This is a genomic window from Pseudomonas sp. P65(2024) (assembly GCF_057480955.1).
Genome location: NZ_JBLIYX010000007.1, coordinates 195,090 through 219,236 on the forward strand (window position 1 = coordinate 195,090; position 24,147 = coordinate 219,236).

21 protein-coding genes and 1 other RNA gene are annotated in these 24,147 nt (G+C 65.5%); 17 read left to right on the forward strand and 5 right to left on the reverse strand.

Annotated elements, in window-relative coordinates; translation table 11 throughout:
• Positions 1–19 precede the first annotated feature (19 nt).
• Positions 20–3,016, forward strand: coding sequence for an autotransporter domain-containing protein (locus AC25MA_RS12815; protein ID WP_189662021.1), 2,997 nt, complete (start codon positions 20–22; stop codon positions 3,014–3,016).
• A 74-nt stretch (positions 3,017–3,090) separates the two neighbouring features.
• On the opposite strand, the gene AC25MA_RS12820 is transcribed toward AC25MA_RS12815, so the two are convergent.
• The 5 genes from AC25MA_RS12820 to AC25MA_RS12840 form a co-directional block, all read right to left on the reverse strand.
• On the reverse strand, positions 3,091–3,309 hold the full coding sequence (locus AC25MA_RS12820) for a YgdI/YgdR family lipoprotein (RefSeq protein ID WP_028689754.1): 219 nt from the start codon (positions 3,307–3,309) through the stop codon (positions 3,091–3,093).
• A gap of 58 nt (positions 3,310–3,367) precedes the next feature.
• Positions 3,368–3,946: a BON domain-containing protein gene (locus AC25MA_RS12825; protein WP_062364064.1), complete on the reverse strand. Its 579-nt coding sequence runs from the start codon at positions 3,944–3,946 to the stop codon at positions 3,368–3,370.
• Positions 3,943–4,536, reverse strand: a complete 594-nt coding sequence (locus AC25MA_RS12830; RefSeq protein ID WP_028689752.1) for a phosphoheptose isomerase — start codon at positions 4,534–4,536, stop codon at positions 3,943–3,945. Before AC25MA_RS12830 ends, AC25MA_RS12825 begins: the two co-directional genes overlap by 4 nt.
• Before the next feature lie 87 nt (positions 4,537–4,623).
• A complete protein-coding gene (locus AC25MA_RS12835; protein ID WP_028689751.1) occupies positions 4,624–4,995 on the reverse strand; it encodes a YraN family protein in 372 nt (123 codons plus the stop codon).
• Complete coding sequence (locus AC25MA_RS12840; protein WP_486972079.1) at positions 4,995–6,812, reverse strand: penicillin-binding protein activator; 1,818 nt, start codon at positions 6,810–6,812, stop codon at positions 4,995–4,997. Before AC25MA_RS12840 ends, AC25MA_RS12835 begins: the two co-directional genes overlap by 1 nt.
• A gap of 188 nt (positions 6,813–7,000) precedes the next feature.
• Between AC25MA_RS12840 and rsmI the strand changes: the two genes are divergently transcribed.
• The 16 genes from rsmI (at position 7,001) to ftsA (ending at position 24,119) form a co-directional block, all read left to right on the forward strand.
• Positions 7,001–7,876 (forward strand): 16S rRNA (cytidine(1402)-2'-O)-methyltransferase, encoded by an 876-nt coding sequence (gene rsmI, locus AC25MA_RS12845; protein WP_028689749.1) that lies wholly within the window; start codon positions 7,001–7,003, stop codon positions 7,874–7,876.
• 67 nt (positions 7,877–7,943) lie between these two features.
• An RNA gene (gene rnpB, locus AC25MA_RS12850) (RNase P RNA component class A) lies at positions 7,944–8,303 on the forward strand.
• A gap of 309 nt (positions 8,304–8,612) precedes the next feature.
• Positions 8,613–9,068: a division/cell wall cluster transcriptional repressor MraZ gene (mraZ, locus tag AC25MA_RS12855; protein ID WP_028689748.1), complete on the forward strand. Its 456-nt coding sequence runs from the start codon at positions 8,613–8,615 to the stop codon at positions 9,066–9,068.
• Positions 9,065–10,012 (forward strand): 16S rRNA (cytosine(1402)-N(4))-methyltransferase RsmH, encoded by a 948-nt coding sequence (gene rsmH, locus AC25MA_RS12860; protein ID WP_028689747.1) that lies wholly within the window; start codon positions 9,065–9,067, stop codon positions 10,010–10,012. Before mraZ ends, rsmH begins: the two co-directional genes overlap by 4 nt.
• A complete protein-coding gene (gene ftsL / locus AC25MA_RS12865) occupies positions 10,009–10,302 on the forward strand; it encodes a cell division protein FtsL (RefSeq protein ID WP_028689746.1) in 294 nt (97 codons plus the stop codon). The genes rsmH and ftsL overlap by 4 nt, the downstream gene beginning before the upstream one ends.
• The gene (locus tag AC25MA_RS12870; protein ID WP_162175252.1) at positions 10,302–12,029 is read left to right on the forward strand and encodes a peptidoglycan D,D-transpeptidase FtsI family protein; all 1,728 of its coding nucleotides are present in this window, start codon (positions 10,302–10,304) and stop codon (positions 12,027–12,029) included. The genes ftsL and AC25MA_RS12870 overlap by 1 nt, the downstream gene beginning before the upstream one ends.
• Positions 12,029–13,492, forward strand: coding sequence for a UDP-N-acetylmuramoyl-L-alanyl-D-glutamate--2,6-diaminopimelate ligase (locus AC25MA_RS12875; RefSeq protein ID WP_028689744.1), 1,464 nt, complete (start codon positions 12,029–12,031; stop codon positions 13,490–13,492). Before AC25MA_RS12870 ends, AC25MA_RS12875 begins: the two co-directional genes overlap by 1 nt.
• Positions 13,485–14,852, forward strand: coding sequence for a UDP-N-acetylmuramoyl-tripeptide--D-alanyl-D-alanine ligase (locus tag AC25MA_RS12880; protein ID WP_069016109.1), 1,368 nt, complete (start codon positions 13,485–13,487; stop codon positions 14,850–14,852). The genes AC25MA_RS12875 and AC25MA_RS12880 overlap by 8 nt, the downstream gene beginning before the upstream one ends.
• Entirely contained in the window at positions 14,852–15,934 is a 1,083-nt protein-coding gene (gene mraY / locus AC25MA_RS12885; RefSeq protein ID WP_028689742.1) for a phospho-N-acetylmuramoyl-pentapeptide-transferase, read from the forward strand. Before AC25MA_RS12880 ends, mraY begins: the two co-directional genes overlap by 1 nt.
• Before the next feature lie 6 nt (positions 15,935–15,940).
• On the forward strand, positions 15,941–17,287 hold the full coding sequence (gene murD, locus AC25MA_RS12890) for a UDP-N-acetylmuramoyl-L-alanine--D-glutamate ligase (RefSeq protein ID WP_486972080.1): 1,347 nt from the start codon (positions 15,941–15,943) through the stop codon (positions 17,285–17,287).
• Positions 17,284–18,498 (forward strand): putative lipid II flippase FtsW, encoded by a 1,215-nt coding sequence (gene ftsW, locus AC25MA_RS12895; RefSeq protein WP_028689740.1) that lies wholly within the window; start codon positions 17,284–17,286, stop codon positions 18,496–18,498. The genes murD and ftsW overlap by 4 nt, the downstream gene beginning before the upstream one ends.
• The gene (murG, locus tag AC25MA_RS12900) at positions 18,488–19,567 is read left to right on the forward strand and encodes an undecaprenyldiphospho-muramoylpentapeptide beta-N-acetylglucosaminyltransferase (RefSeq protein WP_062364072.1); all 1,080 of its coding nucleotides are present in this window, start codon (positions 18,488–18,490) and stop codon (positions 19,565–19,567) included. The genes ftsW and murG overlap by 11 nt, the downstream gene beginning before the upstream one ends.
• A complete protein-coding gene (murC, locus tag AC25MA_RS12905) occupies positions 19,560–21,008 on the forward strand; it encodes a UDP-N-acetylmuramate--L-alanine ligase (protein WP_028689738.1) in 1,449 nt (482 codons plus the stop codon). The genes murG and murC overlap by 8 nt, the downstream gene beginning before the upstream one ends.
• A complete protein-coding gene (locus tag AC25MA_RS12910) occupies positions 21,005–21,961 on the forward strand; it encodes a D-alanine--D-alanine ligase (protein ID WP_028689737.1) in 957 nt (318 codons plus the stop codon). Before murC ends, AC25MA_RS12910 begins: the two co-directional genes overlap by 4 nt.
• Positions 21,962–21,966: 5 nt before the next feature.
• Positions 21,967–22,836 carry a cell division protein FtsQ/DivIB gene (locus AC25MA_RS12915; RefSeq protein ID WP_062364074.1) on the forward strand — a complete coding sequence of 290 codons (870 nt, stop codon included), beginning with the start codon at positions 21,967–21,969 and terminating at the stop codon, positions 22,834–22,836.
• Positions 22,837–22,850: 14 nt separating this feature from the next.
• Positions 22,851–24,119: a cell division protein FtsA gene (gene ftsA / locus AC25MA_RS12920; RefSeq protein ID WP_028689735.1), complete on the forward strand. Its 1,269-nt coding sequence runs from the start codon at positions 22,851–22,853 to the stop codon at positions 24,117–24,119.
• Positions 24,120–24,147: the final 28 nt, after the last annotated feature.

Here is a 24,147-nt window from a genome sequence, read left to right on the forward strand (position 1 = left end):
GGTGGGTTGGGCGGCGCTGATGGGCACGGCCCAGGCCGCGCCCTACGTGGAGAGTGGGCGCCTCGGCGATGCCGGCAGCTGGCGCAGCAGCGAGTTCAAGGCCGACTGGGGGCTGGGGGCGATCCACGCCGACAGCGCCTATGCCGCCGGCTACAGCGGCAAGGGGGTGAAGCTGGGGATTTTCGACCAGCCGGTATATGCCCCGCACCCCGAGTTCGCCGGCAAGGACAAGATCGTGACCCTGGTCACCAGCGGCATTCGCCAGTACACCGACCCCTATATCCCGGTGAAGGCCGGCGATGCGTTCCGCTATGACGGCAGCCCGTCGGTGGGCTCGGACGGCAAGCTCGGCTCCCACGGCACCCACGTCGGCGGGATCGCCGCCGGCAACCGTGATGGCGAGTCGATGCACGGCGTGGCCTATGATGCGCAGATCATCAGCGCCGACAACGGCGACCCCGGCCCCGAGGATGGCATCGTCCTGGGCAACGATGGCGCGGTGTACAAGGCCGGCTGGGACAGCCTGGTGGCCAGCGGCGCGCGGATCATCAACAACAGCTGGGGCATCGGTATCACCGATCGCTTCGCCAAGGGCGGGCGCAATCCGGACTTTCCGCATTTTACCGTGGACGATGCCCGCGCACAGTTCGCGCAGATACAGCCACTGCTGGGCACCTTGCCTGGCGGCGCCTACGACGGGGCCATCGCCGCCGCCCGCAGCGGAGTCCTGACGATCTTCGCCGCCGGCAACGACTACAACCTGAACAACCCCGACGCGATTGCCGGCCTGGGCTATTTCGTTCCGGACATCGCCCCGAACTGGATGACCGTGGCGGCGTTGCAGCAGAACCCCGACACCAGTAGCGCCAACCCGTACCTGGCCAGCACGTTCTCTTCCCGTTGCGGCTATACCGCGAGCTTCTGCGTCTCGGCTCCCGGTACCCGGATCTACAGCGCGGTGATCGGCGGCACCAGTCTGGAGGACCTGACCCAGGGCTATGCCAACAAGAACGGCACGTCCATGGCCGCGCCCCATGCCGCCGGCGCGGCGGCGGTGCTGATGGAGCGCTTCCCCTACATGAGCGGCGCACAGATCGCCAGCGTGCTGCGCACCACCGCCACCGACATGGGCGCGCCCGGCATCGATGCCTTGTACGGGTGGGGCATGATCAACCTGGACAAGGGGATCCGCGGTCCGGGCATGTTGGTCACCGAGCAGGACATCCCCGAGGAGTTCCGCATCGCCGGCGGCTACGGCCCGAGCCAGTTCGTGGTTGATCTGCCGGGTGTCGGCGCCGTGGTGGACGCCGGTAGGCCGACCCAGCGACTCTGCAACGGCCTTAGCTGCGTACTGGACCTGTGGAGTAACGATATCTCCGGCCATGGTGGCCTGACCAAGCAGGGTATCGGCACCCTGGTGCTCAGCGGCAACAACACCTACGCAGGTCCCACCCTGGTCAACCAGGGGCGGCTGGCGGTCAATGGCTCGCTGCAATCGACGGTGACGGTCAATGACGGCGGCGTGCTGGGCGGCAATGGCCGGATCGGTGCGCTGGTGGTCAACCGTGGCGGGGTGGTGGCGCCAGGCAACTCCATCGGCACCCTGCGGGTGGGCTCCGATGTCACCTTCCAACCGGGCTCGACCTATGCCGTGGAGCTTGATGCTACTGGCAGCGACCGCCTGGTCAGCGATGGCACGGTTTCTGTAAACGGTGCGAACCTGGCCCTGGATCTGCAGAATCCCGGGGTTTCGCTGCAGTCCCAGCCGGCAACCAGCCTGGTGGGACGTCAGTTCGACATCCTGCAGGCCGCTGGCGGCGTGCAGGGCGGTTTTGCCGCTGTGCAGTCCAACCTGCTGTTCCTTGGTGGTGGCCTGGCCTACACCGGCACCGGGGTGCAGCTGGCGGTGCAACGTAGCGCCAGCTTCGCCAGTGTCGGCCTGACCGCCAACCAGCGTTCGGTGGCCGCGGCCGCCGAACGGCTCGGCGCGGGCAATCCGGTCTACGAGAGCCTGTTGTTGTCGGCTGATGCCGGCAGCGCCCGGCAGGCGTTCGATCAACTGTCCGGTGAAATCCACCCGGCGGTGGGCAATCTGCTGCTCAACGATAGTCGCCAGTTGCGCGACGCCGTGGGCGAGCGTACCCGCCAGCAGGGTGTCGCCGCCGCGCCGGCCATGGACGCCCAAGGCAACGGCCTGTGGGTCAAGGCCCTGGGGGCCTGGGGCAAGGCCGACGGTGATTCTGGCCATGCGCGCTACAGCAGTTCGATCGGCGGCATGCTGCTGGGTGTCGACGGGCAGATGAGCGAGGACACCCGCCTTGGCGTCTTCACCGGCTACAGCGACAGCTCGCTGAGCATGGGTGATGGTCGTCATTCCTCGGCCAGCGTCGACAGCTACCACTTGGGTGCCTATGCCGGCAAGGAACTGGAGCAGGTGCGCCTGAGCCTGGGCGGCAGCCACAGCTGGCATCGCATCGAGACCAAGCGCGAGCTGCAGTACAACGAGGTCAGCGATCGCCAGAAGAGCAAGCGTGATGCGCAGAGCACCCAGGTGTTCGGCGAGGCCGCCTGGAAGGTCGCGGTGCCTGGCATGGCCCTGGAGCCGTTCGCCAACCTGGCCTATGTGCATATCGCCAGCGATAGCTTCAAGGAACATGGCGGCGCCGCCGCGCTCGAGGGTGGGCGGGATAACCGTGATGCCTGGCTCTCTACCCTGGGCATGCGCGCCGGTAAGCAGCTGCAATTGTCCAGCGGCCAGGCGGTGGAGCTATCCGCCACCCTGGGTTGGCAGCACAACCTGAGCTCCACCGGGTCCGACCAGCATCTGGCCTTTGCCGGCCAGGGCGATAGCTACAAGGTCCAGGCGCTGTCCCTGGACCGTGATGCGGCGGTGGTTGGCGCACGGGCGGGGATCAGCCTGGGGCGTCAGGCCCGGGTCAACCTCGACTACAACGGACTGCTGGGTAGCCGCGACAAGAGCCACGGGGTCGGCCTGACCCTGGACTGGGCGTTCTGAGGCCCTGAAAAGCAAAACGCCCGATGCTGAGCATCGGGCGTTTTGCTTGACCTGCCTGAACCGCCATTTCGCAATTACAGGTCCTTGATGCTCTGCACCTGGTCCTTGTTGATGCGGGTCGGCTTGCCGTCCAGTTGCTTGAACTCGTAGAAGCCGGAGTTGCGGTCGAAGTGCGGAGTGTCGGTGGTCTGCAGTTCGCGACCATCGTTGAGGGTGATCACGCTCGGGGTGGAGCAGCCGGCCAAGGTGGCGAAGGCGCCGATCAGCAGGGCGGGCAGCAGCAACTTTTTCATGGAGTACTTCCTGGATCAGAGGGGAAAGGCGAGCGTCCTGACGCCCGCCGAAGGGTTGTCAGTCGATGTATTCGAACAGCTTGACGATCTTCTGCACGCCCGACACGCCCTGCACCACGTTGGTGGCGGCGTTGGCCTCCTGCTGGCGGACCAGGCCGAGCAGATAGACAATACCGTTCTCGGTGATCACCTTGATGCGCGAGCTGGGAACGCTCTCGTCGGTCAGCATCTGGGTCTTGATCTTGGTGGTCAGCCAGGCGTCGTTGTTGCGCGCCAGAATCGACGATGGCTGCATCACCTGCAGCTCGTTATGCACCTTCTTGACCCGCTGCACCTGGCCGGCGGTCTGCTCGGCAAGGGACTTGAGGTCAGCGCGCGGTGTCTGGCCGGCAAGCAGCACCACGCCGTTGTAGCTGCTGACGACGATGTGCGAACCCTTGTCCAGCTCCGGGTTGGCCTTGGCGATGTTGACCGAGACCTTGGTCTCGATCAGCGAGTCGTCGATCTTGCTGCCGATGGTGCGGGTGCCGCGGTCGTCCTCGATCGGCGAGTTGCGGGTCGAGGTCAGCACGGAACTGCAACCGGAGACACCCAGGCACAGGGTTAGGGCCATCAGGCCGAGACGCTTGGAGATCATTCTTCACTCCCGAACAGTTGGCTGTCGATCAGGTCGCACAGACAGTGGATCGCCAGCAGGTGGACTTCCTGGATGCGTGCGGTCACGCTCGAGGGGACGCGGATTTCCACGTCCTCGGGCAGCAGTAGCGAGGCCATGCCGCCGCCGTCGCGCCCGGTCAGGGCAACGACGATCATTTCTCGGTCATGGGCGGCCTGGATCGCCTGGATCACGTTGGCCGAGTTGCCGCTGGTGGAGATTGCCAGCAGGACGTCGCCGGGCTGGCCCAGGGCGCGGATCTGCTTGGAGAAGACTTCGTTGTAGCTGTAGTCGTTGGCGATCGAGGTGAGCGTGGAGCTGTCGGTGGTCAGGGCGATGGCCGGCAGGCTCGGGCGTTCGCGCTCGAAGCGGTTGAGCAGTTCCGATGAGAAATGCTGGGCGTCGCCGGCCGAGCCGCCATTGCCGCAGGCGAGCATCTTGCCGTCGTTGAGCAGGGTGTTGACCATGACCAGGCTGGCCTGCTCGATGTAGGGTGCCAGGATGTCCATTGCCTGTTGCTTGGTGTCGATGCTGTTCTGGAACAGTCGGCGGATTCGGGATTGCATGTCCATCTGGGTGACCTTAAGAGGGGCGGTGGCCTTTGCTACGCGCAACAGTGACCAGCCCGCGAAACATAGAGCTAGAAAATCGAATTGGGTTCAGCATTCGAAGGCGTTTTTCAGCCATTGAAGCGGTTGCCCCGCATGCCCCTGGCCCTGCAGGGCGACAACGTCGAAACGGCAGGGGTGGGTGGCCCAGCAGGGCGCTTGCTGCAGGAAGAGGTTGGCGGCCAGCGCCAGTCGCTGCTGCTTGCGCCCATCGATACTGGCGAGCGCTCCGCCGAACTCCGCATGCAACCGGTAGCGGACTTCGACGAATACTACTGTATCGGCATCGAGCATGACCAGATCGAGCTCGCCCCGCTTGCATCGCCAGTTGCGCGCCAGCAGCCGCAGGCCTTGCCCCTGAAGGTATTCAAGGGCGTGGTCCTCGGCGGCCTGGCCGGCGCGGCTGGGCGATGCGCCGGGCATCAGCGCGGCGTGTCCGGCAGGCGCTTGACCTGGCCACCGGCGAACTCGGCCCACGGCAGTTGGCGCTCGACGCGCTGGCTGGCGTTCATGCTCAGACTGCCCGACAGGCCCTCGACGCGGTTGTCCGGCAGTGCCTTGAGCTGGCCCAGGCGTGGCGCCAGGCTGTAGGCGTCGACGCCCATGGCATACAGCCGGCCGAGGCTGCCGGCGGCCTGCGGCCACTGCTGCACGACCTGCTGGCGCAGGCTGTTGGTGGTGTCCAGCAGCCACGGCGTTTCGCAGAAGCGGATGCCGTTCATGTCGTTGTACTGGTTGACGTCGCCGCTGGCGCTGTACAGGTTGGAGGTGGCGTAGACCGGTACGTCGCCGGCGTACTGGAAGTTCAGCGTCGGTTTGATCTGCTGGGCTTGTTGTGGCGTCGAGGCGAGGAAGATGAAGTCGATGTCCTGGCGACGCGAAGGCTGGGCGGCGATGTTACCGCCGACGGTGCTCTGCAGGCTCTTGGCGCGGCCTTCGCTCTGGCGCAGTTGGAACAGGTCGGCGATCTGCTGGGCGAGGGCAACCGGCTGGGCGATGCGCTGGGCGCTGATCAGGGTACCGCCATTGCCTTCCCAGTCCTGGCGGAAGGCGGCGAGCACGCGGTCGCCCCACTCACCGCTCGGCACCAGGGCCACGGCGCGGACCATGCCGTCGGCGCGGGCGCGGCGGGCGACTTCGCGGGCTTCGTCCTCGGCGGCCAGGCCGAACTGGAACAGTTGCGGCGGGGCTTTCTGGCCGGCGTCGGCGTAGTTCAGGGCCAGGGTGGTGATGGGCAGTTGCGGGTAGGCGGCGAGTTTCTTGACCAGCGGTTTTTCCAGCGGGCCGACCACCAGTTGCACGCCAGCGGCCTGGGCCTGGCGGTAGAAGTCATCCAGCGAGGTGATGCGCGAGCTGTCGAACACCTGTACGGCGGGGGCCGGCTGGCCACCTTGCTGTGCCTGGAAATGGGCGGCCATGAAGCCGTCGCGCAGGGCGCGGGCGACACCGGCCAGCGGGCCTTCCTGGGGCAGCAGCAGGGCGATCTTGGTCAGTGGTTGGCTGGCCAGTTCCTTGAGTTTGACCAGGGCGGTCGGCAATTGCCTGGCAGCCGGGTGCTCGGGGTGTTGCTGGCGCCAGGTGTCGATGGCGGCCTGTTGCTGCTCCAGGGTGCCGGCGCGCTTGACGGCGAGGGCCAGGCTGGTCCAGCCGGCCAGGGTCTCGTTGGCGGCGGGCTGTTGCAGCTGTTCGGCGGGCAGCGATGCAACCAGAGCCCAGGTGGCGTCGTTGTTGGCGGCGGCGGCCTGCTCGCTGAGCAACGGCGCCAGCAGCACGCGCTGCTGGGTGGCAGCCAGGGCCTGGCCGTCGGCCTCGAGGGCGGCGGCGTGGACGCTGTAGGTGCGAACCTGCTGCTCAGCCGGCAGTTCGCCGACGCGTTGCAGGCTCGGGTGCGCGAGGGCGGTCAGGGCGGCCTTGGGCTGGTTGCGGCTCATGGCCAGTTCCGCGGCCAGGGTCGAGGCGAACACCTGCTGGGCGGGCTTGAGCGGTTCCAGTTGGACCTGCTCGAGGATCCGGGCCGCGCGCGGGAAGTCCTTGTGCTTGTATGCCAGGTCCGCGGCGCTCAGGCGCAGCAGGGCCGCGTCCTCGGCGGACTTGCTGGAGGCCGCCTTCTCGAGCAGTTGCTCGATGCTGGCGTCCGGGGTGCGTGGCAGTTCGCCCAGGCTGGATGAGGGCGAGCTGGCGCAGGCTGCCAGCAGGGCAGCGAGGCAGAGGGCTGTGAGCAGCCGCAGACAAGCGATCATGTAAAGGTCCTGTTACTCGATCAAGTTGGCCGGCAATTGTACCCAAGCGGGGGGCGGGGCGCGATCTCGTCGACACTGATCCTTCACTATAGGTGGCCGCCAGCAGCGCCGGGGTGAAGTTCTTTGCGCCCTGTTACCGGCGCTCGGGCTACAATGGCGACCTTTGATCCGAAAAGCAGGTGTGCGCAGTGACTGATGTTGCAGGGGTTTCGAAATCCACGTTGGGCAAGCTTTACGTCGTCGCCACGCCCATCGGCAACCTCGACGACATGAGCGCCCGGGCGTTGAAGGTGCTGGCCGATGTGAGCCTGATCGCCGCCGAGGACACCCGTCACTCGGTGCGCCTGCTGCAACACTTCGGCATCGATACGCCGCTGGCGGCCTGCCATGAGCACAACGAGCGCGACGAAGGCGGGCGCTTCATCACCCGTCTGCTGGCCGGCGATGATGTGGCACTGGTGTCCGACGCCGGCACGCCATTGATTTCCGACCCGGGCTATCACCTGGTGCGCCAGGCGCGTGCCGCCGGTGTGCAAGTGGTGCCGGTACCCGGTGCTTGTGCGCTGATCGCTGCGCTGTCGGCGGCGGGGCTGGCGTCGGACCGCTTTATCTTCGAGGGATTCCTGCCGGCGAAAGCCGCCGGGCGCCGGGCGCGTCTGGAGCAGGTCAGGGAAGAGTCGCGCACGCTGATCTTCTATGAGGCGCCGCATCGTATTCTTGAGTGCCTGGAAGACATGGAGGCGGTGTTCGGTGGCGATCGTCCGGCGGTATTGGCGCGCGAGATCACCAAGACCTTCGAGACCCTTAAAGGGCTGCCCCTGGCCGAGCTGCGCGCGTTCGTGCAGGGCGACAGCAACCAGCAGCGCGGTGAGTGTGTTGTGCTGGTGGCGGGCTGGAGCGCGCCGGAGGGCGATCAGGCCATCAGCGCCGAGGTCCAGCGCGTGCTGGATTTGCTGCTGGCCGAGTTGCCGTTGAAGAAGGCCGCGGCTTTGGCGGCCGAAATTACCGGTGTGCGCAAGAACCTGCTCTACCAGTTGGCGCTGGAAAAACAGAAATCCCATTAATGGCGTAATGACATTATTTGTTGCATCGCTTGTTCTTGGGCGCGGCTACCGGTAACCTTGTCGGCGGAGAGTCGATCGGACAGTCGCTGCCGTCTTTTGTTCCGCAAAAGTCGGGGGAGGAAAGTCCGGGCTCCATAGGGCAGAGTGCCAGGTAACGCCTGGGAGGCGCGAGCCTACGGAAAGTGCCACAGAAAACAACCGCCTAAGCACTTCGGTGCCGGTAAGGGTGAAAAGGTGCGGTAAGAGCGCACCGCACGGCTGGCAACAGTCCGTGGCTAGGTAAACCCCACTCGGAGCAAGACCAAATAGGGTTCCATACGGCGTGGCCCGCGTCGGAACCGGGTAGGTTGCTAGAGGCGTCCAGTGATGGCCGTCGTAGAGGAATGACTGTCCTCGACAAAACCCGGCTTACAGATCGACTCTCCACCTCTTCCTTCCCTGCTTGAATCGATAGCAGATCTGACCTGGTAATACCGAAAAATTCTTACTCTTAATAAATTACTTTAACTCAACGCCCTATCCGCTTGAGTGTGTTTGATTTTTTTCGTCATTTTTCCTCTCTGTTAATCCTTCCATCTTCCTTTGTTGCGCTAAATCGCCGTCCTGTAAGGGATTTCCCTATGAACGTGCCTTGACGGTGTGGCGGGCGGATTCCTATAGTGTGCGCAAGTGGCAGAAAGTGGGATGAAGTGGGTTTTCTGACACAAAAAAGCTAACATTGTGGGGAATCGCAGCCGTGTTCCGCGGAGCCAACGCCGTCAGCCTCGATGCCAAGGGCCGTCTCGCCATGCCGAGCCGGTACCGTGACGAGCTCGATTCGCGTTGCAATGGTCAGTTGATCGTGACCATCGACGCCGTTGATCCCTGCTTGTGTGTTTATCCCCTCGACGAGTGGGAACAGATAGAAGCCAAGCTGCGCGCCCTGCCGTCGTTGCGTGAGGAAAACCGTCGCCTGCAGCGTTTGCTGATCGGCAATGCGGTTGACCTGGACCTCGATGGTAGTGGACGTTTCCTGGTGCCGCCGCGCCTGCGTGAGTACGCCAAGCTGGACAAGAAGGCGATGCTGGTGGGGCAGCTGAACAAATTCCAGCTGTGGGACGAGGATGCCTGGAACGCGGTTTCGGCAGCCGACCTTGCAGCTATTCAACAACCGGGCGCCATGCCCGATGATTTGCGTGACCTGATCCTGTGACCATAGATAGCGGCTTCAACCACATCACCGTCCTCCTCGACGAAGCCGTCGAGGCCTTGGCTCTGCGCGCCGACGGTTGCTATCTGGACGGCACCTTCGGGCGTGGCGGCCACAGCCGCCTGATCCTCAGCAAGCTCGGGCCGCAGGGGCGGCTGCTGGGGTTCGACAAGGATCCACAGGCGATTGCCACCGGGCAAGCGCTAGCGGCCGAAGACGGCCGCTTTGTCATTGTGCAGCGCAGCTTTGCCGAGCTGGGTGCCGAGGTGGCCGAGCGCGGCCTGGCAGGCAAGGTCAGCGGCATCCTGCTTGACCTGGGCGTGTCTTCGCCGCAGCTCGATGACCCCGAGCGTGGCTTCAGTTTCCTCAACGACGGCCCGCTGGACATGCGCATGAACCCGAACCAGGGTATCAGCGCCGCCGAGTTCATCGCCACTGCGCCGGTCGAGGAAATCGCCCGTGTGTTCAAGGAGTATGGCGAGGAGCGTTTCGCCGGGCGCATGGCGCGTGCCGTGGTCGAGCGTCGCGAGAAGCAGCCGTTCACCCGTACCGCCGACCTGGCCGAGGTGCTCAAGGTCGCCAATCCGGCCTGGGAGAAGGGCAAGAATCCGGCCACTCGAGCGTTCCAGGGGCTGCGCATTCACGTCAACAATGAGCTGGGTGACCTCGAGGCGGGCCTTGAAGCCGCGCTCGATGCCCTCGAAGTGGGTGGCCGCCTGGCGGTGATCAGTTTCCACTCGCTGGAAGACCGTATCGTCAAACTGTTCATGCGCAAGCTGGTCAAGGGCGAAGCGGACAACCTGCCGCGCAACCTGCCGGTGCAGCACAAGACCTTCGAGCCGAAGATCAAGCTCATCGGCAAGGCGCAGTTCGCCTCCGAAGCCGAACTCAAGGCCAACCCGCGGTCGCGCAGCGCCGTGATGCGGGTGGCGGAGAAGTTGCGGTGAGCCGGCTGTTTGCCAAGCCTTTGCCAGGCGGAAGCTTCCTGATGCTCCTGCTGTTCGTCGCCGTCCTGATTTCGGCCATTGCCGTCTCCTACAGTGCCCACTGGAACCGCCAACTGCTCAACACCCTGTACGGTGAACTGAGCGAGCGCGACAAGGCCCAGGCCGAGTGGGGGCGGCTGATCCTCGAGCAAAGCACCTGGACCGCGTCCAGCCGTATCGAGAGCCTGGCCTCCGAGCAGCTCAAGATGCGCGTGCCCGCCGCTGACGAAGTGCGGATGGTGGCGCCATGATGAAGCTCGAGGGCGCGCTCTATCCTTGGCGGTTCAGGGTGGTCATCGGCTTGCTGGCGCTGATGGTCGGTGCCATCTGCTGGCGCATCATCGACCTGCAGGTGGTCGACCGTGACTTCCTCAAAGGCCAGGGTGATGCCCGCAGTCTGCGCCATATTCCCATTCCTGCGCACCGTGGCCTGATCACCGACCGCAACGGCGAGCCGCTGGCCGTCAGTACTCCGGTCACCACCTTGTGGGCCAACCCCAAGGAAATGCAGGCAGCAAAGGATCGCTGGCCGCAACTGGCCGCCGCGCTGGGGCAGAACCCGCAGCAGCTGACCGAGCGCCTGACCCAGCAGGCCAACAAGGAATTCATCTACCTGGTCCGTGGCCTGACCCCGGAGCAGGGCCAGCACGTGCTCGACCTGAAGGTGCCGGGTGTCTATGGCCTGGAGGAGTTCCGTCGCTTCTATCCGGCAGGCGATGTCACCGCGCACATGGTCGGCTTCACCGACCTGGACGACCATGGTCGTGAGGGCGTCGAGCTGGCCTACGACGAGTGGCTTGCGGGAGTGCCCGGCAAGCGGCAGGTGATCAAGGACCGGCGTGGTCGGCTGATCAAGGATATCCAGGTAACCAAGAACGCCAAGGCCGGCAAGACCTTGGCGTTGTCGATAGACCTGCGCCTGCAATACCTGGCCACCCGCGAACTGCGCAACGCGATCGCCGAACAGGAAGCCAAGGCCGGCAGCCTGGTGATCATGGACGTCAAGACCGGTGAGGTCCTGGCCATGGTCAACCAGCCGACCTACAACCCGAACAACCGCCGCAGCATGTTCCCGGCGGCCATGCGCAACCGGGCGATCATCGACGTCTTCGAGCCGGGTTCGACGGTCAAGCCGATCTCCATGAGTGCTGCGCTGCAGAGCGGCCGGTGGAAACCCACTGACAAGGTCGAGGTGTATCCGGGCAGCTTGCAGATCGGCCGCTACACCATCAAGGACGTGTCCAGGAGCGAGGGCCCGATCCTCGACCTGACCGGCATCCTGATCAACTCGTCCAACGTCGGCATGAGCAAGATCGCCTTCGATATCGGTGGCGAGGCCATCTATCGGGTGATGTCCCAGGTCGGCCTGGGCCAGTACACCGGCCTCGGCTTCCCAGGAGAGCGCGTCGGCAACCTGCCCAACCACCGCGAGTGGCGCAAGGCCGAGACCGCGACCCTGTCGTATGGCTATGGCGTGTCGGTGACCGCCCTGCAACTGGTGCATGCCTACGCCGCGCTGGCCAACGACGGCAAGATGGTGCCGCTGTCGATTCTCAAGGTCGACAAGGCGCCGGAAGCGGTGCAGGCCATCCCCAAGGAAACCGCCGAAACCGTGCAGGCCATGCTGCAGCAGGTGATCGAGGCGCCACGTGGGGTGTTCCGCGCCCAGGTGCCGTTCTATCACGTGGGTGGCAAGTCGGGTACCGCGCGCAAGGCCACCGTCGGTTCCAAGGGCTACACCGAGAACGCCTACCGTTCGCTGTTCGCCGGCTTCGGCCCGATGAGCGATCCGCGCTACGCCATCGTCGTGGTCATCGACGAGCCGAGCAAGGGCGGTTACTTCGGTGGCCTGGTCTCGGCCCCCGTATTCAGCAAAGTGATGTCGGGCACCCTGCGCCTGATGAATGTACCGCCGGACAACCTGCCGCCTTCGACGCAGCAAGCCAGCGCAGTACCCGCCAAGGGAGGGCGAGGTTGATGACGATGCCATTGAGCAAACTGTTTGCCCATGCCAGCCGCGATCCGTTGATCCGCGAGCTGACCCTGGACAGCCGCGCCGTGCGCCCGGGCGACCTGTTCCTGGCCGTGCCGGGGGCCAAGGTCGATGGTCGCGCGCATATTGCCGATGCGCTGGCTCGTGGCGCCGCCGCAGTGGCCTATGAAGAGCAGGGCGCCAGCGTGCTGCCGCTCACCGATGCGCCGCTTATTCCGGTCAAGGGTCTGATCGGCCAGCTGTCGCAGATCGCCGGCCGCTTCTATGGCGAGCCGAGCCGTCAGCTCGACCTGGTCGGCGTGACCGGCACCAATGGCAAGACCAGCGTGACCCAACTGCTGGCCCAGGCGCTTGACGCCCTGGGCAACCGCTGTGGCCTGATCGGCACCCTCGGCACCGGTTTTTATGGCGAGCTACAGAGCGGCCGCCTGACCACGCCGGACCCGATCGCCGTGCAATCGACCTTGAATGACCTGAAGAAGGGCGGGGCCAAGGCCGTGGCCATGGAGGTATCTTCCCATGCGCTCGAGCAGGGTCGGGTTGCCGCGCTGGACTTCGATATCGCGGTGATGACCAACCTGTCCCGCGACCACCTGGACTACCACGGCAGCATGGAGGCCTACGAGGCCGCCAAGGCCAAGCTGTTCGCCTGGTCGAGCCTGCGTGCCCGGGTGGTCAACCTGGATGATGACTTTGGGCGTCGCCTGGCAGATGCTCCTGCCACATCGCGCCTGATCAGCTACAGCCTGCAGGATTCGGCGGCGTCGCTGTTCTGCAAAGAGGCTGCCTTCAACGATGATGGCGTGCGCGCCGTGATCGTCACCCCGCAGGGCGAGCATGTCTTGCGTAGCCGCCTGCTGGGGCGTTTCAACCTGAGCAACATGCTGGCGGTGGTAGCCACACTGATGGCGCTGGATTACCCGCTGGACGAAATTCTCAAGGTCATCCCGCAACTGCAAGGGCCGGTCGGCCGCATGCAGCGCCTGGGTGGCGGAGACAAGCCGCTGGTGGTGGTCGATTACGCCCACACTCCGGATGCCTTGGAAAAAGTACTCGAAGCCCTGCGTCCGCACGCTCACGGCAAGCTGCTGTGCCTGTTCGGCTGTGGTGGCGATCGTGACGCTGGCAAGCGCCCGCTGATGGCTGAAGTGGCCGAGCGCCTGGCCGACCGAGTGCTGGTCACCGACGACAACCCGCGTAGCGAAGACCCCATGCGGATCTTCGACGATATTCGCCCCGGATTCGCCAAGCCTGCGGCCGTCGCGTTCGTCGCCGGCCGTGGCGCGGCCATTGCCCAGCTGATCGCCAGTGCCAGTGCTGACGACGTGATCGTCCTGGCTGGCAAGGGGCACGAGGATTACCAGGAGATCAATGGCCAGCGCCATGACTTCTCCGACCTGGTCGAAGCCGACAAGGCACTTGCAGCCTGGGAGGCGCCACATGCTTAAGCCGATGATCCTCAGCCAGCTGACCGGCGCCCTGAATGCGCGTCTGGCAGGCGCCGACGCCAGCTTCACAGGCGTGAGCATCGACAGCCGCAGTGTCGTCGCCGGCCAACTGTTCGTCGCCCTGACCGGGCCGCGCTTCGATGGCCACGACTACCTGGCTGACGTGAAGGCCAAGGGCGCGGTCGCCGCGCTGGTCGAGCGCGAAGTCGCCGGTGTCGAACTGCCGCAGCTGCTGGTCGCCGACTGCCGTGTCGCCCTCGGCCAGCTCGGCGCGCTGAACCGTGCCGCCTTCGACAAACCGGTGGTGGCCATCACTGGTTCCAGCGGCAAGACCACGGTCAAGGAAATGCTCGCCGCGATCCTGCGTACCCGTGGACCGGTGCATGCCACCCGGGGCAACCTGAACAATGACCTCGGCGCACCGCTGACCCTGCTCGAGATCGCTCCGCAGCACAGCGCCGCGGTGATCGAGCTGGGCGCCTCGCGCATCGGCGAGATCCGCTATACCGTCGGCCTGACCCGACCGCAGGTGGTGATCATCAACAACGCCGGTACTGCCCACGTCGGCGAGTTCGGTGGCCCGGAGAAGATCGTCGAAGCCAAGGGCGAGATCCTTGAAGGCCTGGGCGAGGGCGGCACGGCCATCCTCAACCTGGCCGACAAGGCGTTCGAGATCTGGCGCAAGCGGGCGGGCAATCACCGCATCTTCAGTTTCGCCCTGGACAACCCGCAGGCGGACTTCCATGCCAGCGACATCGGGCGCGACGCCCGTGGCTGCCCGTCGTTCACCCTGCACGGCCCGGACGGCAGCGTCTCGGTGCAGTTGAACCTGCTCGGCACCCACAACGTCAGCAACGCCCTGGCCGCGGCAGCCGCTGCCCATGCCGTTGGTCTGAGCCTGAGCGGCATCGCCGCGGGCCTTGCCGCCATGCAACCGGTCAAGGGCCGCACCGTGGCGCAGATCGCACCCAGCGGCGTGCGGGTCATCGACGACAGCTACAACGCAAATCCCACCTCGATGTGCGCCGCCATTGATATACTCGCCGGCTTTTCCGGGCGCACCGTTCTGGTGCTCGGGGATATCGGCGAACTGGGACAATGGGCCGAGGAAGGCCACCGCCAGGTGGGCGACTATGCCCGCGGCAAGGTCGACGCGCTGTACGCGGTGGGCACCAACATGGCCCATGCGGTCAAGGCGTTCGGCGCCAATGGCCGCCATTTCGCTACTCAAGCTGAGCTGATCGCTGCCGTTGGCGCCGAGAATACCAGCGATACCACTATCTTGATCAAGGGCTCGCGCAGCGCTGCGATGGAAAACGTCGTGGCTGCACTGTGTGGTGCCAGCGGGGAGAAACATTAATGCTGCTGCTGTTGGCTGAGTATCTGCAACAGTTCCACAAGGGCTTCGCGGTCTTTCAGTACCTGACCCTGCGCGGGATCCTGGGTGTGCTGACCGCGTTGTCCCTGGCCCTGTGGTTGGGCCCGTGGATGATCCGTACCCTGCAGATCCGCCAGATCGGTCAGGCCGTGCGCAATGACGGCCCGCAATCGCACCTGTCCAAATCCGGCACCCCGACCATGGGCGGCGCGCTGATCCTGTCGGCCATTGCCATCAGCACCCTGCTGTGGGCCGACCTGACCAACCGCTACGTGTGGGTGGTCCTGATCGTCACCCTGGCGTTCGGCGCCATCGGCTGGGTCGACGACTACCGCAAGGTAATCGAAAAGAACTCCCGTGGCCTGCCGAGCCGCTGGAAGTATTTCTGGCAGTCTGTGTTCGGCCTGGCTGCGGCGATCTTCCTGTACAAGACCGCGCCGACCAGCGTCGAGACCACGCTGATCATCCCGATGCTCAAGGACCTGGCGATTCCGCTGGGCGCCGGGTTCATCGTGCTGACCTATTTCGTCATCGTCGGCTCAAGCAACGCGGTCAACCTGACCGACGGCCTCGATGGCCTGGCGATCATGCCGACGGTGATGGTCGGCGGTGCCCTGGGCATCTTCTGCTACCTGTCGGGTAACGTGAAGTTCGCTGAATACCTGCTGATCCCTTACGTGCCGGGCGCGGGCGAGCTGATCGTGTTCTGCGGCGCGCTGATCGGTGCCGGCCTGGGCTTCCTGTGGTTCAACACCTATCCGGCCCAGGTATTCATGGGCGACGTCGGCGCCCTGGCGCTGGGCGCGGCCTTGGGTACCATCGCGGTGATCGTCCGCCAGGAAATCGTCCTGTTCATCATGGGCGGCGTGTTCGTGATGGAAACCCTGTCGGTGGTCATCCAGGTGGCTTCGTTCAAGCTCACCGGCAAGCGCGTGTTCCGCATGGCGCCGATCCACCACCACTTTGAACTCAAGGGTTGGCCCGAGCCACGGGTGATCGTCCGCTTCTGGATCATCACCGTGATTCTGGTGCTGATTGGCCTTGCCACCCTGAAACTGAGGTAAACGAGCGTGTCACTGATCGCTTCCGACCAATTCCGCATCGTTGTCGGCCTCGGCAAGAGCGGCATGTCCCTGGTTCGCTTCCTGGCGAACCGGGGCATTGCCTTTGCGGTCGCCGACACCCGCGAGCAACCGCCGGAACTGGACACCCTGCGCCGTGAGTACCCGCAGGTGGAAGTGCGCTGTGGCGAGCTCGACGTGGACTTCCTGTGCCGGGCCAACGAGCTGTACGTGAGCCCCGGCCTGGCCCTGGCCACGCCTGCCCTGCAGCATGCCGCCGCGCGAGGGGTGAAGCTGTCGGGCGACATCGAGTTGTTCGCCCGCCACGCCAAGGCACCGATCATCGCCATCAGCGGCTCCAACGCCAAGAGCACCGTCACCACCCTGGTCGGCGAAATGGCCGCCAAGGCAGGCAAACGTGTGGCTGTCGGTGGCAACCTCGGTACCCCGGCCCTCGACCTGCTGGACGACGATGTCGAGCTGTACGTGCTGGAGCTGTCGAGCTTCCAGCTGGAAACCACCGACCAGCTCAACGCCGAAGTGGCCACCGTGCTGAACATCAGCGAAGACCACATGGACCGCTACAGCGGACTGCCGGCCTATCACCTGGCCAAGCACCGGATCTTCCGCGGTGCCCGCCAGGTGGTGGTGAACCGTCAGGATGCCCTGAGCCGTCCATTGCCGGTCGAAGGCCGGCCGAGCTGGAGCTTCGGGCTCAACGCGCCGGACTTCAAGGCCTTTGGCCTGCGCGAAGTGGAGGGCGAGAAGTACCTGGCGTTCGAATTCCAGACGCTCATGCCGGTGCGTGAGCTGAAGATCCGTGGCGCCCACAACCAGAGCAACGCCCTGGCCGCGCTGGCTCTCGGTCATGCCGCCGGCCTGCCCTTCGCGCCAATGCTCGACGCCCTGCGCGAGTTCAAGGGCCTGGCCCATCGCTGCCAGTGGGTGCGCGAGCGCAACGGGGTGAACTGGTACGACGATTCCAAGGCCACCAACGTCGGTGCCGCCCTGGCGGCCATCGAAGGCCTGGGCGCCGATATCGAAGGCAAGCTGGTACTGATCGCGGGTGGTGATGGCAAGGGCGCTGACTTCGCTGCCCTGCGCGAGCCGGTGGCTCAGCATTGCCGTGCCGTCGTGCTGCTTGGCCGTGACGCCGAGCGTCTGGCTGAAACCTTGGGCGATGCCGTGGCGCAGGTCCGGGTCAAGACCCTCGACGAAGCCGTGCAGCGTTGTGCCGAACTGGCGCAGCCGGGCGACGCGGTCCTGCTGTCGCCTGCCTGCGCCAGCCTCGACATGTTCAAGAACTTCGAAGAACGCGGGCGCCTGTTCGCCCAGGCGGCGGAGGGGCTGGCATGATCTTCGGCATCCTCAAGCCGTATCCGTCGCCGCTGATCAGCGGCCGTGGCATCGACCTCGACTTCCCACTGCTGGCCGGCTGCCTGGCGCTGCTCGGCCTGGGCCTGGTGATGATCACCTCGGCCTCCTCGGAGGTGGCCGCGGTGCAGTCGGGCAACCCGCTGTACCACATGATCCGCCACCTGGTGTATGTCTCCCTCGGCCTGGGGGCCGGGGTGTTGACCATGCTGGTGCCGATCGCCACCTGGCAGCGCATGGGCTTCCTCATGCTGATAGGCGCCTTCGGTCTGCTGGTGCTGGTGCTGGTGCCAGGCATCGGCCGCGAGGTGAACGGTTCGATGCGCTGGATCGGCTTCAGCTTCTTCAACGTGCAGCCGTCGGAGATCGCCAAGGTCTTCGTTGTGATCTACCTCGCCGGCTACCTGGTTCGCCGGCAGACCGAGGTGCGCGAAAGCTGGATGGGCTTTTTCAAGCCGTTCATCGTGCTGCTGCCGATGGCCGGCCTGTTGCTGATGGAGCCAGACTTCGGCGCCACGGTGGTGATGATGGGCGCCGCGGCGGCCATGCTGTTCCTCGGTGGGGTGGGGTTGTTCCGCTTCTCGCTGATGGTGGTGCTGGCGGTCATTTCGGTGGTGGTGCTGGTCCAGGCCCAACCGTACCGCATGGCGCGACTGATCACCTTCACCGACCCCTGGTCCGACCAGTTCGGCTCCGGCTATCAGCTGACCCAGGCGCTGATCGCCTTCGGCCGCGGCGAGTGGCTGGGCGTGGGCCTTGGCAACAGCGTGCAGAAGCAGTTCTACCTGCCCGAGGCGCACACCGACTTCGTGTTCTCGGTGCTGGCTGAAGAGCTCGGCGTGGTCGGTTCGCTGCTGACCATCGCGCTGTTCGTCTTCATCACTGTGCGCGCGCTGTACATCGGCCTGTGGGCCGAGAAGGCCAAGCAGTTCTTCGCCGCCTACATGGCCTTTGGCCTGTCGTTCCTGTGGATCGGCCAGTTCCTGATCAACATCGGCGTGAACGTCGGCCTGCTGCCGACCAAGGGCCTGACCCTGCCGTTCCTCAGCTACGGCGGCAGCTCACTGGTGATCTGCTGCGCCTGCGTGGGGCTTTTGCTGCGGATCGAGTGGGAGAGCCGCACGCACCTGGGCAGCGAGGAGCACGAATTCAAGGAGAGCGATTTTGCCGAGGAGACCAGCCATGGCCGCTGACGGCAAGAACATCCTGATCATGGCGGGCGGTACCGGGGGGCACGTGTTCCCGGCCCTGGCCTGCGCCCGCGAGTTCCAGGCCCGTGGCTACAGCGTTCACTGGCTGGGCACCCCGCGTGGCATCGAGAACGAGCTGGTGCCTCAGGCCGGCCTGCCGTTGCACCTGATCCAGGTCACCGGCCTGCGTGGCAAGGGCAAGCTGTCGCTGCTCAAGGCGCCGTTCACCCTGGTCAAGGCCGTGCTGCAGGCGCGGCGGATCGTGCGTCAGCTCAAGCCGGTCTGCGTGGTCGGCTTCGGCGGCTATGTGACCGGGCCCGGCGGTGTTGCCGCGCGGTTGTGCGGGGTGCCGCTGGTGATCCACGAGCAGAATGCCCGCGCCGGCACCACCAATCGCCTGCTGCTGCCGTTGGCCGCGCGTGTCTGCGAAGCCTTCCCGGACACCTTCGCCGCCAGCGACAAGCTGCGTACCACCGGCAATCCGGTGCGTCCGGAGCTGTTCATGGACGCGGCGCGCGCGCCCCTGGCCGAGCGCCGTGCGCGCCTGCTGGTCATGGGTGGCAGCCTGGGTGCGGAACCATTGAACAAATTGTTGCCTAAGGCCCTGTCCGAAGTGCCGGAGAACCTGCGCCCCGAGGTGTTCCACCAGGCCGGGAAAAACCACGCCCCGGTCACCGCCGAGCGTTATCACGAGGCAGGTGTCGAGGCCCAGGTCGAACCGTTCATCAAGGACATGGCCCATGCCTATGGCTGGGCCGATATGGTGGTGTGCCGGGCCGGCGCCCTGACCGTCAGCGAACTCGCGGCGGCGGGCCTGCCCTCGATGCTGGTGCCCTTGCCCCATGCCATCGACGACCACCAGACCCACAACGCCCAATACCTGGCTCGCGAAGGCGCCGCCTTCCTGATGCCACAAGCGACTACTGGCGCAGCGCAGCTCGCTGAACGCCTGAACGAGGTGCTGATGCAACCCGAGAAACTCAACGCCATGGCCGGCACCGCCCGCCGCCTGGCCAAACCTGGCGCAACCAGCACCGTGGTCGATATCTGCCTGGAGGTGGCCCATGGTTGAGAGCCAGAAAGCCATGCCCCAGCCAAAGATGGGCCGTATCCGTCGCATCCATTTCGTCGGCATCGGCGGCGTGGGCATGTGCGGCATCGCCGAAGTGCTGCTGAACCTGGGCTACGAAGTATCCGGTTCCGACCTGAAAGAGTCGCCGGTGACCGAGCGCCTGCAGTCGTTCGGCGCGCAGATCTTCGTCGGCCATCGCGCCGAGAATGCCGCCAACGCCGATGTGCTGGTGGTGTCCAGCGCGATCAACCCGGCCAACCCGGAAGTCGCCACCGCCCTGGAGCGGCGGATTCCCGTGGTGCCGCGTGCCGAGATGCTTGCCGAGCTGATGCGCTATCGCCACGGCGTGGCCGTTGCCGGCACCCACGGCAAGACCACCACCACCAGCCTGCTGGCCTCGGTGTTCGCCGCCGGCGGCCTGGACCCGACCTTCGTCATCGGCGGTCGCCTGACCGCGGCCGGCACCAACGCGCAACTGGGCACCAGCCGCTACCTGATCGCCGAGGCCGACGAGAGCGACGCCAGCTTCCTGCACCTGCAGCCGATGGTCGCCGTGGTCACCAATATCGACGCCGATCACATGGCCACTTACGAAGGCGACTTCAACAAGCTGAAGAAGACCTTCGTCGAGTTCCTGCACAACCTGCCGTTCTACGGGCTGGCGGTGATGTGCCTGGACGACCCGGTGGTGCGCGAGATCCTGCCGCAGGTCAAGCGCCCGACCGTCACCTACGGCTTCAGCGAAGAGGCTGACATCCGCGCCATCAACGTGCGTCAGCAGGGTATGCAGACTCACTTCACCGTGCTGCGCCGTGACTGCGAGCCGCTCGAGGTGTCGGTGAACATGCCGGGCAACCACAACGTGCTCAACGCCCTGGCCACCATCGCCATCGCCACCGACGAAGGCATCAGCGACGAGGCCATCGTCCAGGGCCTGTCGGGCTTCCAGGGCGTCGGTCGACGCTTCCAGGTCTACGGCGAGCTGCCGGTCGACGGTGGCAGCGTGATGCTGGTCGACGACTACGGTCACCACCCGACCGAGGTCGCCGCGGTGATCAAGGCCGTGCGTGGCGGTTGGCCGAGCCGCCGCCTGGTGATCGTCTACCAGCCGCACCGCTACAGCCGTACCCGCGACCTGTACGACGATTTCGTCCAGGTGCTGGGCGATGCCAACGTGCTGTTGCTGATGGAGGTCTACCCGGCCGGCGAAGAGCCGATCCCCGGCGCCGACAGCCGCCAGCTGTGCCACAGCATCCGCCAGCGCGGCAAGCTCGATCCGATCTACATCGAACGTGGCGCCGAGCTCGCGCCGCTGGTCAAGCCGCTGCTGCGCGCCGGCGACATCCTGATCTGCCAGGGTGCCGGTGATGTCGGTGGCCTGGCCCCGCAATTGATGAAAAGCCCGCTGTTCGCAGGCGCCAAGCAGGAGAAGTCGAAATGACCAGCGCCTACGACAAGTTGCACTCGACCCTGGACGTCAAGGCCTTTGGCCGCGTCGCTGTGCTGTACGGTGGCAAGAGTGCCGAGCGTGAGGTTTCCCTGAAATCGGGCAAGGCAGTGATCGAGGCGCTGACCAACGCTGGTGTCGACGTCGTCGCCATCGACGTCGGCGACGACCTGCTGACCCGCCTGCAGAGCGAGAAGATCGACCGCGCCTTCATCATCCTCCACGGCCGTGGCGGTGAGGACGGCAGCATGCAGGGCCTGCTCGAGTGCCTGGGGATTCCCTACACCGGCAGCGGCATCCTCGCCTCGGCGCTGGCCATGGACAAGCTGCGCACCAAGCAGGTGTGGCAGAGCCTGGGCATCCCCACGCCGCGTCACGCCGTGCTGGCCAGCGAGCAGGATTGCGTGGCCGCCAGTGCGGAACTGGGCTTCCCGTTGATCGTCAAACCCGCCCATGAAGGTTCGAGCATCGGCATGGCCAAGGTGAACAGCGAGCAAGAGCTGGTCGCCGCCTGGAAAGACGCCGCCAAGTACGACTCGCAAGTGCTGGTCGAGCAGTGGATCCACGGTCCGGAGTTCACCATCGCCGTATTGCGCGGCCAGGTGCTGCCGCCGATCGCGCTGGGCACCCCGCACGTGTTCTACGACTACGACGCCAAGTACATCGCCAACGACACCCAGTACCGCATCCCTTGCGGCCTGGACAGCGTCAAGGAGCAGGAGCTGATCGACCTGACCGCGCGCGCCTGTGATGCCGTTGGCATCGAGGGCTGGGGCCGTCTGGACGTGATGCAGGACGAGCAGGGCCGGTTCTGGCTGCTCGAAGTCAACACCGCACCGGGCATGACCGACCATAGCCTGGTGCCCATGGCGGCCCGTGCCGCCGGCCTGGACTTCCAGCAACTGGTGCTGGCAATCCTGGCCGACAGCGTAGCGACGAGAGGTTAATAGACATGCAAGGCGCGATGATACGTCAGCAGCCCCCCGTGACCGGCCGTAGCAAGCCGGTGCCGCGTGGTGCCAGCCGACTGGTGGCCGACGAGCCCGTATCGGCGCGCCTGCCACGGCCGAGCTTCGGCGGTCTCAAGCGCCTGCTGTGGCCGGTGCTGCTGGTGGCCGCGGGCTTTGGCGCCTACGAGGGCGCCATCCGCCTGATGCCTTACGCCGACCGGCCGATCACCAAGATCGACGTGCAGGGCGACCTCAGCTACATCAGCCAGCAGTCGGTGCAGCAGCGGATCGCCCCCTATGTGGCGGCGAGTTTCTTCACCGTCGACCTGGCGGCGATGCGCGTCGAACTGGAGCAGATGCCCTGGATCGCCCACGCCGAAGTGCGCCGGGTGTGGCCGGACGAGGTGGTGATCCGCCTGGAAGAACAGCTGCCGGTGGCGCGCTGGGGCGACGAGGCCTTGCTCAACAACCAGGGCCAGGCCTTCACGCCGCGCGAGCTGGCCAACTACGAGCACCTGCCGCAGCTGTTCGGGCCGCAGCGCGCTCAGCAACAAGTCATGCAGCAGTATCAGGTATTGAGCCAGATGCTGCGCCCCATGGGCTTTTCCATCGCTCGCCTGGAGCTGCGCGAGCGAGGCAGCTGGTTCCTGACCACCGGTGCGGGCAGCGCCGGTGCGGGCGTCGAGCTGCTGCTGGGGCGCGACCATCTGGTGGAGAAGATGCGCCGTTTCATTGCCATTTACGACAAATCGCTTAAAGACCAGATCACCAATATCGCCCGCATCGATCTGCGTTATTCCAACGGACTTGCCGTTGGTTGGCGGGAACCGAATGCACCGACGACGGCCCAACCCGCCGTTGCGAAGAATTAGAGAGAGGCAGGACCATGGCAAACGCGCATAGCGGCAAAATGATCGTCGGGCTGGACATCGGCACTTCCAAGGTGGTGGCGCTGGTGGGTGAGGTCGGCGAGGACGGCACCCTGGAGATCGTCGGGATCGGCACCCATCCGTCCCGCGGTCTGAAGAAGGGCGTGGTGGTGAACATCGAATCGACCGTGCAGTCGATCCAGCGCGCCGTCGAAGAGGCCCAGCTGATGGCCGGCTGCCGCATCCACTCGGCGTTCGTCGGCGTGGCCGGCAACCACATCCGCAGCCTGAACTCCCACGGCATCGTCGCCATCCGCGACCGCGAAGTCAGCACCGCCGACCTCGAGCGCGTGCTCGACGCCGCCCAGGCCGTGGCCATTCCGGCCGACCAGCGGGTGCTGCACACCCTGCCGCAGGACTATGTGATCGACAACCAGGAAGGCGTGCGCGAGCCCCTGGGCATGTCGGGCGTGCGCCTGGAAGCCAAGGTCCATGTGGTCACCTGCGCGGTCAACGCGGCGCAGAACATCGAGAAGTGCGTGCGCCGCTGCGGGCTGGAAATCGACGACATCATCCTCGAGCAGTTGGCCTCGGCCTACTCGGTGCTGACCGACGACGAAAAAGAACTGGGCGTGTGCCTGGTGGATATCGGCGGCGGCACCACCGACATCGCCATCTTCACTGAAGGCGCGATCCGTCACACCGCGGTGATCCCGATCGCGGGCGATCAGGTCACCAACGACATCGCCATGGCCCTGCGCACCCCCACGCAGTACGCCGAGGAAATCAAGATCCGCTACGCCTGCGCCCTGGCCAAGCTGGCCGGCGCTGGCGAGACCATCAAGGTGCCGAGCGTCGGCGACCGCCCGCCGCGCGAGCTGTCGCGCCAGGCCCTGGCCGAAGTGGTGGAGCCGCGTTACGACGAGCTGTTCACCCTGATCCAGGCCGAACTGCGTCGCAGCGGCTTCGAGGACCTCGTGCCAGCCGGCATCGTCCTCACCGGCGGCACCGCAAAGATGGAAGGCGCCGTGGAACTGGCCGAGGAAATCTTCCACATGCCGGTACGCCTGGGCGTGCCGCACAGCGTTCGGGGCCTGAGCGACGTGGTGCGCAACCCGATCTATTCCACCGGCGTGGGCCTGCTCACCTATGGCCTGCAGAAGCAGTCCGAGGACCCGTCCCTGACCGGTATCAGCAACAGCAACAGCAGCAACAACAGCTATGGCGATGAACCGAAGGGCCCTGTGCTTGAACGACTCAAGCGTTGGGTCCAGAGCAACTTCTAAGTTTCAAAGCAGTAGTGGTAGGCGCGAC